This is a genomic window from Rhodococcus sp. MEB032, from assembly GCF_030208925.1.
In the GTDB taxonomy this organism is placed as follows: domain Bacteria; phylum Actinomycetota; class Actinomycetes; order Mycobacteriales; family Mycobacteriaceae; genus Rhodococcus_F; species Rhodococcus_F qingshengii.
This window is the reverse complement of record NZ_JARVSY010000043.1, coordinates 32,264-48,376: the sequence shown is the minus strand read 5'-3', so window position 1 is coordinate 48,376 and position 16,113 is coordinate 32,264. Positions and strand designations below refer to the sequence as shown.

The following is a 16,113-nucleotide window of genomic DNA, read 5'->3' as shown; positions in this document are numbered from 1 at the left end:
CGTCACCCGTGACTGAATGGTCGAGAGGGGCCTCGTTACCGTGTGTCGGAGTCGACGCTCTCCGCGGCTAACGATGACCACGACCGGTGCCCTCGCAGCGTCGAAAATGGATCGGTATTCGACGCTTCTGTGAAGAACGCGTATCCCCAGCTCGTGCCGAGTTGAAGATGTCGAGAACTCGTGTCGATAATCTATGTCGAATAATCTGCTGTCTCCATCTTTTCGACAAACAGGATGGCCGCTAAACCCGCCGGGCGGTTGCAGATCCGTGGAACCGTGTGCGCTACATTCCCCTTCCGCGCCCTCTGTTCGAGATGGTGATGCACGGGGTTCGTCGAGATGCCGTCACAGACCGTCCATCGAGCCGCTCCCAAAATACGTGCCCCGGCCCTCCAGAGTTGGGGCGCACTCGACCCACCTGGCTGGTACTGACGACCAGCCGGGTGGGTCACCTCGAGGTGTGCCGTGTGCTCTACTCCAGCCGCATGGGTGTTGGCAGCGGACGAGTAGTCAGTGGTGTCCGAACTCGATCCATCGCGACAGACTTCTAGTCGTGGATGTATTGCACGTCCGATTCCTTGTTCTTCTTTTCCAGGTACGCGCCGAGCATCCAGATGAGGTTGTCGGCGCGGGAGTAGTTGCCGTCCGGGGTGATGGCAACGCCGATCAGTGAGTATTTGAGGAAGTAGCGCAGGGACTGGTTTCGGCTTCCGATCAACGTGCAGAGACGATCGACGTCGGGGTCGACGGTGTCTCGGAGTTCGGGAACCCAGAGCCTCAGGAGCCTGATGATGTGGCGGTCGGGTTTGAAGCCGTTCCAATGCAGGTTGCGGAGGAATTCGCTGGCGAGGGGGTAGCCCATCCCGGGGAGGTCTCGTTCGCGGGGCGTCATTAACAGGGTGTCGGTGTCGATGTATTTGTCGCCTGGCCAGCGGCGTGGAGGTGCGATCAGGTAGCCGGCGAGGCACATCATCAGATGCTCGTTGTCGAGCGGGTGGTCGGCATCGGCTGCGAGGTCGACGAAGGCGCGGGCGATTACGAGGATCTGTTGGTAGTAGTTCGGTTGAGCGGTCAGCAGGGCGGCCCAGCGGATGATTGCCCTCGCATCGCCGGTTCCGCTTTGCCCGCTGAGGTGCTCACGGATATCGGTGAGGGTCAACGTCCCGTCGAGGATGGCGGTGTGCGTCTTTTCGGGGTCGAAGCCGTAGAGAAGTCCTTCGAGGTGCTGGTCACGGACCTTGACGAAACTCGCCCAGTTTCGGGAGTTACTGCCGAGGGCGTTGACTGCAGCTTTGAAGACCTGTTGGTTGCTGTAGGTCTGAGTGAGGGGGTTGTCCATCGCTTCCTGATCGAGGTGGCGTACCGCGTGGTCGAGGAACTGTGACGCGGTGGCTGCATCGGTGGGGAGGCGGTAGTGCCGTTCGATACGTGCTCTGACCTTCGGGTTCGAGAACAGTTGTTCACCGACCAGGTCGTAGTCCAGTTTCTTCACTACTGTGCCCTTCATCGCCCGAAACGGATTGCGGGAGGCGCTTGCTTGTATGGCCGATGTCCCGCCGAACTGTGGATCGGCCTTAGTGGCAGATTGGTTACCGCGCTGATCTTTCTTCGCCCAGCCTCCACCGAGGTGACCGACTATCGGGCTGGTTCTATTTCGTACGGTTTTCGGCAGTGGACACTGCGGTCGACGCGAGTTCGAGGGCTTGATCTCTTCCCTGATTAGTGCCGAGCAGGGAGCCGGGCCGGTAGGCGACTTGCACGATCGTCTGCCCCACACGCGATGTCACCCAATACATCCGGAAGGTGGGGAGATCGGTCAAGCGCACGTGCGTGGTGCCGGCTTGCCGGGCAACCGATTCCTCGCCGACCGATGCATCGAACATTTCCTGTGATTCGGCGTAGGTGTATCCCTTCGCTGTGAGGACGCTCTGCCAACTCGTGCAGCGGCCCACGAGATCGCGATACGACGCCATTGCTGCGGTCGCTGCCGCCGCATCGGGGTAGACGAAGGCTTGACTGCTGATCGTTTCCACCTCGGCGGCAGCATCGAACGTCCATGACGCGCCGGCCATGTCGGTCATGTCGGCACTTCGCAGGATCCACGATTGATTACTGCACTCTGGCTGCGTCGTTTCCTGGAGCTCGGCGGCTTCCGGGTCGGTGTCCGATTGTGGTGTCCAGCCCGCACCAGGTAATTGTGCTGCGGAAAGGAGCAGATTCTGCGCAGAGGGCGGCGTCGCGACGGCGTTGGACGGCGTGACAGTGTGCGAGGCCGACGCAGAGGTTGTCGTTGGCGAGGGAATCGTCGACGAGACCGTCGTGGGCGAGGGCTCCACCGTAGGGTTCTCGGTATTGCCGCTCTTCGAGGAGCAGGCCGCGAGCAGCGACATCACCACGAGCGCAGTCGCAGCGGCACCGATGGAGCGTCCGCTGCGATCACGGAAGGCGGAACGCGTTGGCAATGCGAGGCGTCTGAGCACAGACGGAGTGTAGACGAGCGGTCCAGCTGATTGAGTGTGCTGAATTGCCACGGTGGAAAGTCTGTCGAAAAACGGTTGAGTGAGATATTTTCGACAGATGTTGTTCGGTTATGCGCGAGTCTCCAGTGCAGATCAGAATCCCGCTCACCAGGTCGATGCGCTGGCGCGGGCGGGCGTCGGGGCCGAGAACATTCATCTCGATCATGCCGGCGGCGCGAAAGCCTCACGCCCGCAACTCGATGTCGTTCTGGCGCGGTTGCGGGGTGGGGACACGTTGGTGATCACTCGCCTCGACAGATTGGGGCGCTCGGTACTTCATCTGATCACCCTCGGTGCGCAGCTGCGCGAGCGCGGGATCGAGTTGAAGGTCCTCGAGCAGGGAATCGACACATCGACCGCGGAAGGGCGGGCGATGTTCGGGATGCTGTCGGTACTCGCGGAATTCCAGCGTGAGCTGATTGTGGCGAACACCCGGGACGGTTTGGCCGCTGCGCGGGCGCGTGGCCGAAAGGGCGGGCGCCCATCGAAGCTCACCGACGATCAAATTGCGCTCGCTCAGCGGCTGTACGACGCGGGGGAGAACACGGTCGCGCAGATTGCGGCGATGTTGAACGTGCCCCGCACAACCGTGTACGGCCATCTCAACAAGAACAAGTCAGCTTCGACCTCCACAGCGCAACCTCCCGGGGACGTTCCTGTGAATTCTGTTGTGCCCATGCGAGTGCCACGTACCTGCCCGACGTGTGGGTACGAGCCGAGTACACGAGCGGAAGCCGCTCATCAACGCGGCGACCTGGCCGTTGCATGGCTCCATCCGAATGTCGACGATCAGGGATCGGTCGTCGTCCTATCGCACTGTCGCCATTGCGAACCCGAGCCACCCGCTTTCGACGTCGCGTGCGAGGTGTGCGGCGACGGTCCAATTCTTGCCGGCACCTTTGCTCGCGCCGCGGCAGGCAAGGGTCTTCCGATTCCGGTTCAACAGTGGCTCGTTGCCAGTGGCTGGAATTTGACGCCCACCCTCCTGTGCCCGGACCACCGATGAGAGGTAACGACATGGATTCATCAGTGAAGACCCAAGCGGACCTGCGTAAACGAATAGTGCACGGTTGGAATACCGACACTCCACCAGTCTCCGCTGCCTGACATCAACCACCCACTTGAAGAATCGAGAACCGACATGACCGACGCATTCACCTTCACTCCCGACGCAGACTTCGTCGACCGCGCACTCGACGCCGAACTCGGGGAAAGCAGCGCAGCCGTCGACCGGAAACTGCGCACCATGCTCGCAGCCATCGACGATTCCCTCGCCGGAATCAGTGATGCACGCGAAGAGCTACGCACCATCTATAAACTCCCCGACGTTTCGGCGGTCACCGGGGTCCTGGCAGACGAGATCTACGACCAGGACATCGCCACCCACCTCGAGGACGCTGCACGCAACCTCCGCGCGGCCGCCGCAATCCTGCGCAGTCACCGGCAACTCACCTCACCGCGACCCTGACCCCCCCATGCCCACCGGCGACAGCAAGGACCCCGACGTGACACTCTCACTGGCCACCGTCCCAGACTTCGACGACCTCACCGACAACGAAGGTGAGATCGACGAATACAGCACCGCCCTCGACGTCGAAGCTCAACTCCTGTGCTCACTGCTCTGGGCGCCGGCCGAGAGCGCGAAACGTGCCGTCGCAGCCCTGACCAGCGCAGACTTCTACCGGCCCGTGAACGCGGCACTGTTCACCGCCATCTCCGAACTCGCTCTGGCCGGCAAGCCCCACAACAGTGCCCACGTCTTCACTACCTTGCAGCAAGAGGGCCGCACCAGCGGGCACCTCGGGAAACAGCTCACCAAAGCACTCACCGACATCACCACCATCGGCGTCCCGTCCGCCGAACTCGAGCACAACATCGCCGCCGTTCTCACCCAGGCGTACCGCCGTGGATTCCGCGAAGCGGCACGATCCCTCGCCCAAGCCGCCGAGGAACTCCCCGAAGACCAACTGTTCGAGCACCTGCTCAGCATCGGCCGCGAACGCCGCGCAGCCTCCCAACGCCTCGCAGCCATCCGCGAAGGTCGAGCATGAACACTCCAGACAAGCCGGATCAGCGAATCAGCAGGCCAGGGGTGGTGAAGCACAGCATCTTCGGTGTCCTCGCGCTCGCTGTCGCCGCCCTGGACTTCACCATCGGAACCAGTCGAACCCTCATCGCCGGAGTCGGGTTACTCGCCCTTTCGACGTACAGCTTCCTGAAAGCGGCCAAACTCCGAAGGTCGCCCTCGAGCAGGCAGGAACCCAGACCATGAACGACGACGAACGCGACGCCTGGCAACTGCACCACCACGGATCTACCTGGGAAGAAGTCGGCACTGAAATGGGATGCAGCCCTACCGCCGCGCGCTCTCTCGCCACCGCGTATGAGAGGCGCACGGACAGTGTCGCAGACCAAGCCCAGAACGCCTTGTTCTGAGGGGAGCGGGTTTGAGAGATGGACACAATTGGAACCATTAGATACATTAGAAACAGTCCGATAAGGCCTGCTGACAATTTGAAAGTATCCGGAGGTTTCAGTGTCGTGAGGTTGGTAGACAGTTCTACGAAAGGTGCTGTTATGCAATTGATTTCAACCGATCCTGACTACAGTGGATACGTCGACGAGGTTCGACGCTACCGAACGGACGCGGCAGGAGTTCTGTACGCGGCGGTCGTACTTGTGGCAAATGGGCGGTGGTACAGCGGGATGGCCGCCGTCGATGTGAGGGCAGATCTGTTGCACACCGTTCGAGCCGCATGAGCGAGGACGGCATGTTCGTCAGTGAGAATGCGACCGGAGATGCGGTCGAGCGCGCCTATCGAGCAGCAATCAAGGACGGACTGCTCGAAGAGCACGCATATGCGGTGATTCGGAACGCGCTTCTTTCCAGTCGCCGAGATGATCTGATCTCCGAGCGGCAGTGGCGCGCATTGCAGCTGCGCCTTGAAGGGTTGTGAGCGATGTCGACCACCGAAATCGGCGGCCAACTCGACATTTTTACCGAACTGGCAAGTCTCGCCGCCGACCAGGACGATTCGATCGTGGGGGGTGGTGAACAGATGTGATGTCATCTGTTCGACGAGCATGAATCGACGGCGTGAGGGGCGGAAAACATTGAGCAAGAACAGTGATCGGGACGATGATGACTGGACGGTCGGGGAAGTGTTCGAGGCCGGGGCGCGGACGCCGGTGGAGCCGATCTTCGCCGGTTCGGAGGAGTGGGATTCCGCACCCGTGCTGTATTCCCTACCGACCCCGCCTGGTATCGACTTCAACTCACGGACTGCGCAAGCTTTGGAAACGTGGTTCGACGCCACGGTCGGCCCGACTGCGGGCGTCGCCTCCTGGTCGACCCCTGGGGCGGACAGTCCTCTCATCCGCTCGTACGAGCAGATGCGGTGGGTGATGGCTGTGTCGTCCTTTGTCTTGCTTCTTTCGACGGTGGTTGTTGCCGTGGGTCCGTGGATGCTTCAGGACCTGATGTTATGGCTATTCGTGGCAACGATCGGGTCGGCCAGTGCCTCATGGGCGTGTGACAGCAAAGCAAAAGCCGTGCGACGTGGACAAACGATGAAAACCGCTGGTCGCGACGCCCTCGCTCACGGGCGGATGCGTATCGCGCAGGGAACGCCGAGTCCACCCGAGCTGAAACTGGCCTTGCACGTAGCGCAAACGGCGCATGTCATCGAGACTTCGCCGGCCTTTTCGAGTGGCTATCTGAGCAGTCATCGCCGCCGGATCAATCTTGCCGAAGAAGTCGCAGCCTTGTCCGCTGACGCGGCGGAGTTGTGGAACGTGCGCAAGACTCTCACCAGGAAAGAGGACATACCGGAAGGCAGTGACGCTTCTGCATTGTTGGGCGTACTTGCCGCTCACGAACGCGACTTGATCTCGGTGTGGGACTCGTTGAAAGCGCGCGCGAACGCTCTCGACCGCTACCGCACCAAGGTCGACGAGATGAACGACCGCCTGCGCTACCTCGATCAACTCGAAGCGGCGGCCGGGCACGCGGACCGTATTGTCGCCCTGAAAAATCGCACTGTCGAACATCGACAAGCCGCAGAGGCTACTGACTCGATGAGCGCAGAGCTGGAAGCGGTCCGAGAAGCGATCGACTCCCTGGTCCGAGGTATGGATAAGGACATTGCCGTTCTCGAGGCCCGACCGGCCGATCATGAAAGTGACTGAGGTCACAAGCAAAAATCCGGGGATCTAAGTCTGTTTGAAGCAAAGGAAGGGGCGCATCACTCGTTTCATAAGCAACACTAGAACCATTAGAGGTAACCGGATGCGGTTGCCCAAAATGGAGGTGAGTTGCCTGTGGCACGAAGGCCGCGCAAATCGCGCGAATCCGAGGGACAGCTGAGTCTGGAAAGTTTGTGGGCCGACCCCGATCCAAGACCGTCGACAACGACCGAGAGGAAGAACAATGAGTACCCCGATCTATCTGGAGCAAGTGCGGACCTACTTTCGGAACTATCTGCCGAGTCGGGTCGCGACGATGGAGGATCCGGAGAGTTACTTCGCGGAGCTGGCAGAGGCGATAGCCGAGCAGGTGGCAACAGTGAGCGCGCAACTCGAAGTAACCTCACTCCTCCCGGAGGAGAGCTATTTGCAGAGAGTGGGGCGGTTGAACGCGGTGCGGGCTCAGGCCCAGGAGCTGGCGTTGACGGAGATTCTCTATTCGATTCCGCCGGAGACATCCGAGAGCGACGACGTGAGCAACGCGCGGGACGTGGAGTTGGCGACGGCGACAGCGGAGTCGAACGAAGTCGATCGCCGGTTGGAGATGGAAGAGGAGTCGGCGGAGGCGATCGATTGGGATCGCAGGTTCCCGCACCTGGTCGAGGAGGTGCGCTGGATGCAGAGCGATCACGGGAACCTCAGCGAGGAGGAGAAGAGGGCGCAGCTCCAGGCGATCTTCGCAGCTCAGGACGCCGCCCGACCGAAGGGCTGACCCAGGAGGTACCGAGAGATCAGACGGCGAGGGCCGCCGACGAGCAGAGCCTTACCGCGGACGCGGTTGATGCGCTCTACGCCGGGGACCTCGATGTCGAGGATTACGAGGAGATTCGGTTCACTCCGTACACAGAGGTCGGAGCTGATGGCCGACTGAATCGGGTCGACGGGCGCAGTGAGGCGACGAGCTGGCGGCCGCCGCTGGACATGCCGCCGGTTCCGAGCGGTATCCGCGCCCGCATCTCTGCAAATCTCGATGCGATCCGGACTCTGCACCGGATCGAGGAGCACGGTAAGGCCGCGACCGTAGAGGAGCAGCAGATACTTTCGCGCTGGTCGTCGTGGGGTGCGGCTTCGCAGATCTTCGACGATTCTCGCCAGGACTTGCGTGATGACGCGGCCGAGCTGCGCGCGCTGATCGGAGAGCAGGCCTGGCTCGCCGCTCAGCGTACGGTCCTCAACGCGCACTACACCGACCCCGCTATCGTGGCGGCGATCTGGGACCACCTGGGGGACTTGGGTTTCACCGGGGGAGAGGTTCTCGAACCGGGGAGCGGGTCGGGAACGTTCATCGGGTTGGCTCCACGAGCTGCGCGGATGACGGGGGTGGAGTTGGATCCGACGACCGCCCGCATCTCGGCGCAGCTGTACCCGGCAGCGACGGTCCGCACGGAATCGTTCGCGGACACACCGCTGCCGGAAGGCACGTTCGACGCGGTAGTCGGCAATGTGCCGTTCTCCGGGGCGAAGTTGCATGATCCGGTACACAACCTGGGCAATCATTCGATGCACAACCACTTCATTCTCAAGTCGTTGGCTCTGGTCAAGCCAGGGGGAATGGTCGCGGTCATCACCTCTGCCTTCACGATGGACGCGCAGAACCCTTCGGCGCGACGTGAGATCGCGGCCAGTGCGGATTTCTTGGGCGCGATCCGATTGCCGACCGGCGCTCACCGCAGAACGGCCGGCACCGACGCTGTGACCGACGTGCTGATTCTGCGTCGCCGCGACGGCATACCTGTCTCGGTGGGAGGGGATTTCGAGCGGACGATCGAGAAGTCAGCGACCCGGGCGGGCATGCTGGACGGGGATGTCCCGGAAGTGGCCACGGTGCGGATGAACGAGTACTTCGAACGTCACCCGGAAATGGTGCTCGGCACGGTGGAAGTCGGACACGGCATGTATTCCTCCGACACGGTGAAGGTCAATGCCGGTGATCGGGATCTAGTTTCGGATCTGCGCGGCGCATTGGCTCAGGTGGCGGCCCAAGCGCGGGGTGCCGGTGTAGTGCATGCGCCACGTGGCATCAGTGCGGATGAGCGGCGGGTGGCCGCTGTCGTCGGGGGTAGCCCAGCACATTTCCCAGGGCACATCAGTCTCTCCCCCGATGGGGAGTTCCGGCGCCGAACGGTGTACGGGACGGACGAACCACTGACGGTTCCGTCGAGTCAGCAGCGCGAACTTCGGGGCCTTCTCGGTATTCGTGATGCGACCGTGGCGTTGCTCGAAGCGGAGGCCGCCTCTGCGCAGGACAACGAGTCGATCGGTGATCTGCGCTCGGTGTTGAACGCACGGTACGACGCATACGTCGATCGGTACGGGCCGATCAACAGATGTTCATGGCATCCGAGCGGGCGCTTGGACGCGGACACCGGCGAGCCGGTGTTGTCGGTGCGACGGCCGCCGGTGATGCGAACATTCCGCGAGGATCCGCACCAACCGGCTGTGATGGCACTCGAGGATTACGACGCAACGACGGATACGGCGTCGAAGATGGCGATCATGAGTAGACGTGTCGTTGCTCCACGCACACCCCGCCTCGGAGCCGACACACCAGCGGACGCGTTGGCGATCTGCATGGACACCCACGGCCGTGTCGATATCGAAGTCGTCGCGCAGCTACTCGGTGTCGAGGAGCACAGCGCGCGAGAGCAGTTGCGCGGCCTGGTCTTCGCGGATCCCGAGCAAGGCGGTGCGCTTGTTTCGGCAGCGGAGTATCTGTCCGGTGATGTGCGCGCAAAACTCTCGGCAGCAGAGACGGCGCTCGTCGACGACCCGCATACCTACTCGGAAAACATTGCGCCGCTGTCGGCTGTCATTCCTGAGGACTTGGGTCCGGCTGAGATCGATGCTCGACTGGGTGCGGCGTGGATCGAAGCGGACGATGTGGAGAATTTCCTGCAGGAAGTGCTTGGTGACACCACGATTCTGGTCTCGCGGGGTGTCGGTTCGGAGTGGCGGGTCAATGGCGGTGTCGGTGGTGTCCTTTCCACCGAGGAATTCGGCACGGAGCGGGTGCCGGCACCGAAACTTGCCGAGTACCGGCTACGGCAGAAGGCGATCCGTGTCTACGACCCGGACGAGGACGGAAACTCGCGGATCTTCAACCCGACTGAGACGGATGCGGCCAACGAGAAGGCCGCGCAGCTCGGCGAGAGGTTCTCGGAGTGGGTGTGGGAGAACCCGCGACGGGCTCAGCGATTGGCGGACGAGTACAACCGCCGGTTCAACGGGATCGTGTTGCGGTCGTATCCGACCGAACACATGACCTTGCCGGGACTGACGAAGAATTTCACTCCGCGGCCGCATCAGTTGAGCGCCGTCGCACGGATGGTGGCCGAGCCGAATGTCGGGTTGTTCCACGCTGTGGGCGCGGGCAAGACAGCCGAAATGGCGATGGGGGTGATGGAGTTACGTCGACTCGGTTTGGTGAACAAACCGGCGATGGTCGTACCGAATCACATGCTCGATCAGTTCTCGCGTGAGTTCCTGCAGGCGTATCCGCAGGCGCGTGTTCTCGCTGCGGGCACTGACGATCTGGCCGGCGACAAGCGGCGCGCTTTCGTCGCCCGTGCCACGACCGGCGACTGGGATGCCATCGTGATGACGCGTGGCAGTTTCGCGCGGCTGGTGGTCAGCAATGAGACCGCGCGCTGGTACCACGACAGGGAGATTGCGCCGAGGCGAGAGTATTTGGCAGCACTCAAACGCAACGGGGGTGCGGGGCGAACGATCAAACGCACCGAGGATCTGATTCTGAAAGCGGAGGAAAAGCTCAAGAGCAAATTGTCGGGTCCGGTGGATCCGGGAATCACCTTCGAGCAGACCGGGATCGACTACCTCGTCGTCGACGAGCTGCACGACTACAAGAATCTGTCCACGGACACCAACATTCAATCGGCCGCGATCGCCGGTTCTCAGCGTGCGCAAGATCTGCACATGAAGATCGAGTACTTGCGGGACAAGCACAACGGGCGGGCGGTCACCGGAGCAACGGCGACCCCGATCGCGAATTCGATCACCGAGGCATACGTCATGCAGCGGTACCTGCGACCCGATCTGATGGAAGCTGCCGGGATCACGAATTTCGATCAGTGGGCGGGAACATTCGCTTCCACGAAGGCGGAGTTGGAGATGTCGGTGGACGGCAACTCCTGGTCGCTCAAGGAACGGGTATCGGGTTTCCGGAACGTGCCCGAGTTGCTGAAGATGTTTCACGTCGCCGCTGATGTGAAGACGGCGGAAGATCTCGACCTTCCGACACCGGCCATCGCGAGGCGGGGCGACGGGCAGCGAGTTCCCGAACTGATTTCCGTCCCGGCGACGCAAGCTCAGCGTGATTTCGTGATCAGTCTCGGTGAACGTGCGGATGCGGTCCGCAAAAAACTTGTCGAGCCGACCGTGGACAACATGCTCAAAATTTCATCGGAAGGGCGCGCAGCGGCGCTGGATCTGCGCTTGCTCACCCGCAAGGCCCACACCGCACAGGAACTAGCCGCAATTGAAGACGGTGACGATTTGTTCGCCGACGCCGGGACGGCGTTGGAGGAGGCACAGGCCGACTCCGGACACAAGATCGGTGCGGCGGCTACGTGGTTACACCGCAATTGGGAGGAGAACAAGGACAACGTCTACATCGGGAAGGACGGCGCTCCGCATCCGCGTCGGGGCGGGTTGCATTTGGTGTTCTGTGATCTGGGAACGCCGGGGGAGGGGTGGAACGTGTACGACGAACTGGCAGCGGAGCTCACTACGAAAGGTGTGCCGCGCGAGCAGATCGCGTTCATCCACGACGCCAAGACCGACAAGGCCAAAGCGGCGATGTTCGCTGACGCGAAATCCGGGAAGATCGCGATCTTGGTCGGGTCGACATCGAAGATGGGGGTGGGGACGAATGTGCAGGACCGGGTTGTCTCGTTGATGCACATCGACTGTCCCTGGCGGCCGGCCGATCTGGAACAGCGAGACGGGCGCGGCGTCCGGCAGGGAAATCAGAACGCTGAAATCAGGATCGGGATCGCCATCACCGAGGGAACGTTCGATGCTCGGATGTGGTCGACGCAATCACGGAAAGCCACTTTCATCAATCAGTTCATGAGAGGAAGCCTCGACGTCCGCGAGATCGACGACATCGGAGACGCGGCGATGAACGCGAACGAAGCGGTGGCCATCGCTTCGGGCAATCCACTGGTGCTGGAAAAGGCGGAAGTTGATGCCGAGGTCGGGAAACTGGAGCGTTTGCGAAGATCTCATCAACGCAGCCAGTCGATGCTGGCGTTGCGTGTCCGCGAATCCGAATACCGGATTCCGGAACTCGAAAAGAGCATCGCCACGTTCACCAGCGCGATCGAACAGCGGGTATCGACTCGGGGTGAGAAGTTCGTGATCGAACTCGACGGGAGCACGATCGATTCTCGAATCGAGGCCGGCGACGCGATCGCCGCGCGGTTGTATGCGCTCATCGAAGACAGATCATCGCATTGGAAAGAGATCGACGGCGGTCGTATCGGACGGCTGGGCGGCTTCGAGTTGCACGCGCGCAATGTGCCGAACGGGCGCAGCGCTGACGCCGCGATCGTTTTTCCGGACATCGACGGTCATACGGTCACGTTCAACGCGGGCACCTTGCGCAACGGTGGTGTCGGTATCGCAGTGAAGCTCGAGAATGCGATCGAGGGAATGGACCGCCGGTTGGTCAATGCCGAACGCGAACTCGCGACCGCAGTCGGAGAGAAGGGACGATCGGAGGCGAGACTCGGGTTGAAATTCGAGCACGAGGAACGGCTGGAGGCGCTCAAGGTGCGCAAGCGCGCGATCGACATCGAGCTTCGTGGCGATCCGGAACCAGAGGCAGGCGAGGAATCCGAGCCGACCCCGCAGAGCCCTTCGAGTGCCGTCGAGCGCTCACGTCCGTCACATCTGGACCGAAGCGGCGGGCCGTCTCCTGGTGTGAACCGTGACCGCTGAGCGCTAGGGGCGCACCGCGCAGTCGCGCCCCGAACATGGATCTGGCTCCACCCGAGACATCGGGATGGAGCCAGATTCATGTTTTGTGGATGGTCGCCTGTTGGTTCGTCGTGGTGTCGGTCAGTGGGCAGGGTTGGTGCCCGTAGCGGCCGGAGTGGGTGGTGAGGTGGGTGTGGACGGGGAAGCGATGTTCCCCTTCTCCTTGCCTGCTTTTGCTCGTTTGCTCACGGCTGCGAGGGCGGCGGTGGGCTTGAGGTCGATCTTCTCGAGCGCGCTGACTTTCGCGCCGCCTTCACGCGCTGCTTCGTATGCAGCGGCTACGGCATTCTCGGTTGCTTCTTCGCGTGCGATCAGCTCACGTTGACCACGCTCGCGTGCCTCGCGTGCGAGCTTCCATTCACCCATCTTCACCGCGAGGTCACCGACGAGAGTCTCGACCGAGTTTTCGACGAGGGCGGCTCGGTACGCCGATGCAGCCTTCTCGGCGGCGGAATTCTTCGTTGTGGCCATGTGGTCACCGGTCCTTTCAGTTCGAATGAATCTACTGTATCGAATGGTTCGTCGTGTTGTGAATCAGTGCGGGCGAAGCGCGGAGTCTTTGAGTGAGGAGAGGTTGTGGAGTGTCGCTGTTGCCAGAGGTGTTGTCCCCGGCCTGGGTGTCCGGGGCGGCGTTGTGTGCAAACCAGACGCGGAGCGGAGGAATCTGGTTTGTGCCCAAAGCCGAGTTCCCCGGTGCACAGGTTGGGGGCAACACGCCAAGTTCGGATCGGCGTTTTCCGCGCGCAGCGTGGTGGTGTTCGCCGCGTAGCGGCGGCCCGTTGCCCACAGATGGGGATGGCGCATGCCGCTCCTCATGTGGATGCCCGAGATTTTTCCTCTCGCTCCGCTGCGTCTCGGGCACCCACAATCCTCGCGCGCCACCCCCAAGTGTGGACGACGGGATCGGGCGGTCGGCTTCGCGGGAAGACGTGGCGCCTAGTGGGTGGCGAGCAGAGAAGAGCGCGAAGGGCGGGGCTGCCGCGAGGCCGCTTCGCGACCTCTTGCCTGATGAAGAATCCGCGCAGACGCGAGTTGGGTGGGGGCCGGCGGGGTTGCTCGGGTGCGTGGTGATCGCGCGTTGTGCATTTCCGCAGGAAGCAGGCAGGTCTGGTGGAAAAGCAGAGCAAGATATTCTAAAACCCTGGGGTTTTAGCTTGCGCCTGCCGCGGGCGTGGTTCAGACTCGAAGGGGTTCGAGGTCTGAGCACCCCGGCGGCGGGGTGGTTGTCGCCGGGCGTCCGGCGAGTGAGGTCCAGTCGAGGGTTCGTCTGGACGGTTGAGGAGCTGGGTTGAGCGTGAAGGCGAAGCGAGGTCACCGTTCGCACGGTGTGGTCGTTCGTTCGCGTCGCAAGGAAGCTCTGTTCACTCCGGACGAGTACGCGTTGATCGAGCAGGCTTCGACGATGAGGGGCTTGAAGTCGGGGGCGTTCATCGCGGCGTCTGCGGTCGAGACGGCGAAGGCGATGACCACAGGTTCAGGAGAGAATGCTCCGGCGACGGTGCACGAGTTGCGCGGTGTCGCGGCTGAGGTGCGGGAGTTGCGTCGATTGTTGGGGAACGTGGCCGGCAATCTCAACGATGTCGCCCGTCATGCGAATTCGACGGGGCAGCTGGGCGGTAATGCTGATGCTGTCTTGGAGTTCACGCGGCGCACGAACACGAAGATCGATGCCTGGCTGATGGAGCATCTTCGGAGCCTGCGGTGATCGACAAGATCGTGAAGGGTTGGGATGCGAAGGGGTTGGTCCGCTACCTGATGGGGCGGGGCGATCACAACGAGCACACGCGCCCGACGGTGATCGGGGCGTGGCAGTCCGACCCTGGCGCGTTGCAGCCTGATCTGGTGGGGCCGGGAGATTTCGACTTCGATCCGGCGGAGTTCACAGCGTTGCTCGATCACGTGAACGCGACTGCCGAGGCGGCCGAGTTGCCCAGGCGTCAGCCGCAGACAGGTGAGCCGGGGTACACCAAACACGGATACGTGTGGCATTGCTCGCTCAGCCTGTCGGCGGAAGAGGGGAAGCTCTCGCACGCGCAGTGGAACGAGATTGCACGCGATGTGATGGACCGAACCGGGATCGCTCCGGAAGGTGACGCCGGTGGGTGCCGATGGATCGCGGTGCATCACGGTCAGTCCACAGAAGGCAACGATCACATTCACATCGCCGCGGTGTTGGTGCGCCAGGACACGGGTCGTCGCTTTCACCCGAAGAACGATTTCGGAGTGACCCGCACGGTGATGCGGGATTGGGAGGATCGACTCGGTTTGCAGGCGACCGCGATCAACGACGGTTCTGCAGCACCAGCGGCCAGTCGCGGCGAGATCGAGAAAGCGGCGACCCGGATGCGGCAGGGTTACGAGGGGCTGAGCCGGGGAGAAGCCGGTAAGGCCGCGAAGATTCAGTTGCGTCAAGTGGTGACCGAGACCGCCGCGATGAGCGCGGACTCGGAGCAGTTTCTGTCCGAGCTGCGCTCGCAAGGTGTGCTGGTGCACTTGCACCGCAACGACGACGGAAAGATCGACGGATACGCGGTCGCTGATCCCGAGGACCGCGACGCGAAGACCGGCCGCCCGATCTTCTTCGGAGGTAGAAAGTTGGCTCCGGAGCTCTCGTGGGTGAAGTTGTCGGCGCGGTGGTCCGGGGATGCGGCATTGGCGGTACCGGAGACCGGGCGGGCGCATGAGGTGTTGTCCTCGATCGCGGGAGTCGTGCGCGGGAGCGCGGTCGCAGTACGCGGCAGGACCGAGTCGCCAGTGGCGGTGGCGAAGAGCGTGCAGCCGCTGTTGGCGGTATGGGCGAGGGTCGCGGACGGTGCGCAGCGGCGCGGGGAGCTGAGCCGCGCGGCGTGGTCGTTCGATCGGGCAGGACGGCTGCCGAAGTCCTTGGAATCACCGCCTGCGGGAGAAATGGCGCGGGCGTTGCGTGCTTCGACTCGTCAGTTGTCGAGAGTAGGACTAGTGTCCGGCCGCGGTATGACCCGTGACGCCGGGCTCGAGTTGGCGTTGGCGTTTTCGGAATTGTTGTTGGAGATCGCGGCGTGGCACGAGGTATCGAAACGCTCGCATCACTGCGCGGCGGCCACCAGGTCGGCTCGTTGCGTGGGACGTTTCGCGGACGAAGCGGGCCGCGGAGTGTCGGGTGCTCCGCGCACCACTGCGGCAGTAGTCGACGGTGTTCGTGATCGCGCGCCTTCGCGCGGACGTACACCAAGAGCTTCGGCGTCGAGCACGCCGGAATGGTTGCCAAGGAGAGGGGGAGAGAGGCAGTTGTGATCGCAGGCGGGTGATCCGCCGCGTACAAGTCCACATCGTCGGGAGTCGCCACCCATTGCATGCTGCGAGCAGTGCT

15 protein-coding genes are annotated in these 16,113 nt (G+C 62.4%); 12 read left to right on the top strand and 3 right to left on the bottom strand.

What is annotated here, in order from left to right; genetic code table 11:
* Positions 1-547: 547 nt before the first annotated feature.
* Both QRN54_RS30075 and QRN54_RS30070 read right to left on the bottom strand, forming a co-directional pair.
* Entirely contained in the window at positions 548-1,507 is a 960-nt protein-coding gene (locus QRN54_RS30075; protein WP_209912016.1) for a hypothetical protein, read from the bottom strand.
* A 142-nt stretch (positions 1,508-1,649) separates the two neighbouring features.
* Entirely contained in the window at positions 1,650-2,480 is an 831-nt protein-coding gene (locus QRN54_RS30070) for a hypothetical protein (RefSeq protein ID WP_209912013.1), read from the bottom strand.
* Between the two features lie 97 nt (positions 2,481-2,577).
* Here QRN54_RS30070 and QRN54_RS30065 point away from each other — a divergent pair, with 97 nt between their 5' ends.
* The 10 genes from QRN54_RS30065 (at position 2,578) to QRN54_RS30020 (ending at position 12,725) form a co-directional block, all read left to right on the top strand.
* On the top strand, positions 2,578-3,525 hold the full coding sequence (locus QRN54_RS30065; protein WP_209912037.1) for a recombinase family protein: 948 nt from the start codon (positions 2,578-2,580) through the stop codon (positions 3,523-3,525).
* A gap of 135 nt (positions 3,526-3,660) precedes the next feature.
* Positions 3,661-3,987, top strand: coding sequence for a hypothetical protein (locus QRN54_RS30060; protein ID WP_285183822.1), 327 nt, complete (start codon positions 3,661-3,663; stop codon positions 3,985-3,987).
* 7 nt (positions 3,988-3,994) lie between these two features.
* Positions 3,995-4,570, top strand: coding sequence for a DnaB-like helicase N-terminal domain-containing protein (locus tag QRN54_RS30055; protein ID WP_285183821.1), 576 nt, complete (start codon positions 3,995-3,997; stop codon positions 4,568-4,570).
* Positions 4,567-4,791: a hypothetical protein gene (locus QRN54_RS30050; protein WP_285183820.1), complete on the top strand. Its 225-nt coding sequence runs from the start codon at positions 4,567-4,569 to the stop codon at positions 4,789-4,791. The genes QRN54_RS30055 and QRN54_RS30050 overlap by 4 nt, the downstream gene beginning before the upstream one ends.
* Positions 4,788-4,955 carry a hypothetical protein gene (locus QRN54_RS30045; RefSeq protein WP_285183819.1) on the top strand — a complete coding sequence of 56 codons (168 nt, stop codon included), beginning with the start codon at positions 4,788-4,790 and terminating at the stop codon, positions 4,953-4,955. The genes QRN54_RS30050 and QRN54_RS30045 overlap by 4 nt, the downstream gene beginning before the upstream one ends.
* A 141-nt stretch (positions 4,956-5,096) precedes the next feature.
* A complete protein-coding gene (locus tag QRN54_RS30040) occupies positions 5,097-5,279 on the top strand; it encodes a hypothetical protein (protein WP_042925465.1) in 183 nt (60 codons plus the stop codon).
* Positions 5,276-5,476, top strand: coding sequence for a hypothetical protein (locus QRN54_RS30035; protein WP_285183818.1), 201 nt, complete (start codon positions 5,276-5,278; stop codon positions 5,474-5,476). Before QRN54_RS30040 ends, QRN54_RS30035 begins: the two co-directional genes overlap by 4 nt.
* Positions 5,477-5,633: 157 nt before the next feature.
* Positions 5,634-6,707: a hypothetical protein gene (locus QRN54_RS30030; protein WP_285183817.1), complete on the top strand. Its 1,074-nt coding sequence runs from the start codon at positions 5,634-5,636 to the stop codon at positions 6,705-6,707.
* A gap of 241 nt (positions 6,708-6,948) precedes the next feature.
* Positions 6,949-7,476, top strand: coding sequence for a hypothetical protein (locus tag QRN54_RS30025; protein WP_285183816.1), 528 nt, complete (start codon positions 6,949-6,951; stop codon positions 7,474-7,476).
* Positions 7,377-12,725 (top strand): helicase-like domain-containing protein, encoded by a 5,349-nt coding sequence (locus QRN54_RS30020; protein ID WP_285183840.1) that lies wholly within the window; start codon positions 7,377-7,379, stop codon positions 12,723-12,725. The genes QRN54_RS30025 and QRN54_RS30020 overlap by 100 nt, the downstream gene beginning before the upstream one ends.
* Positions 12,726-12,845: 120 nt before the next feature.
* Here QRN54_RS30020 and QRN54_RS30015 read toward each other — a convergent pair whose 3' ends face one another.
* On the bottom strand, positions 12,846-13,235 hold the full coding sequence (locus tag QRN54_RS30015; protein WP_285183815.1) for a hypothetical protein: 390 nt from the start codon (positions 13,233-13,235) through the stop codon (positions 12,846-12,848).
* Positions 13,236-14,058: 823 nt separating this feature from the next.
* Between QRN54_RS30015 and QRN54_RS30010 the strand changes: the two genes are divergently transcribed.
* Together QRN54_RS30010 and QRN54_RS30005 are read left to right on the top strand one after the other, a co-directional pair.
* Entirely contained in the window at positions 14,059-14,469 is a 411-nt protein-coding gene (locus QRN54_RS30010; RefSeq protein ID WP_223304641.1) for a MobC domain-containing protein, read from the top strand.
* On the top strand, positions 14,466-16,037 hold the full coding sequence (locus tag QRN54_RS30005) for a relaxase/mobilization nuclease domain-containing protein (protein WP_285183814.1): 1,572 nt from the start codon (positions 14,466-14,468) through the stop codon (positions 16,035-16,037). The genes QRN54_RS30010 and QRN54_RS30005 overlap by 4 nt, the downstream gene beginning before the upstream one ends.
* The last annotated feature ends 76 nt before the right edge of the window (positions 16,038-16,113 follow it).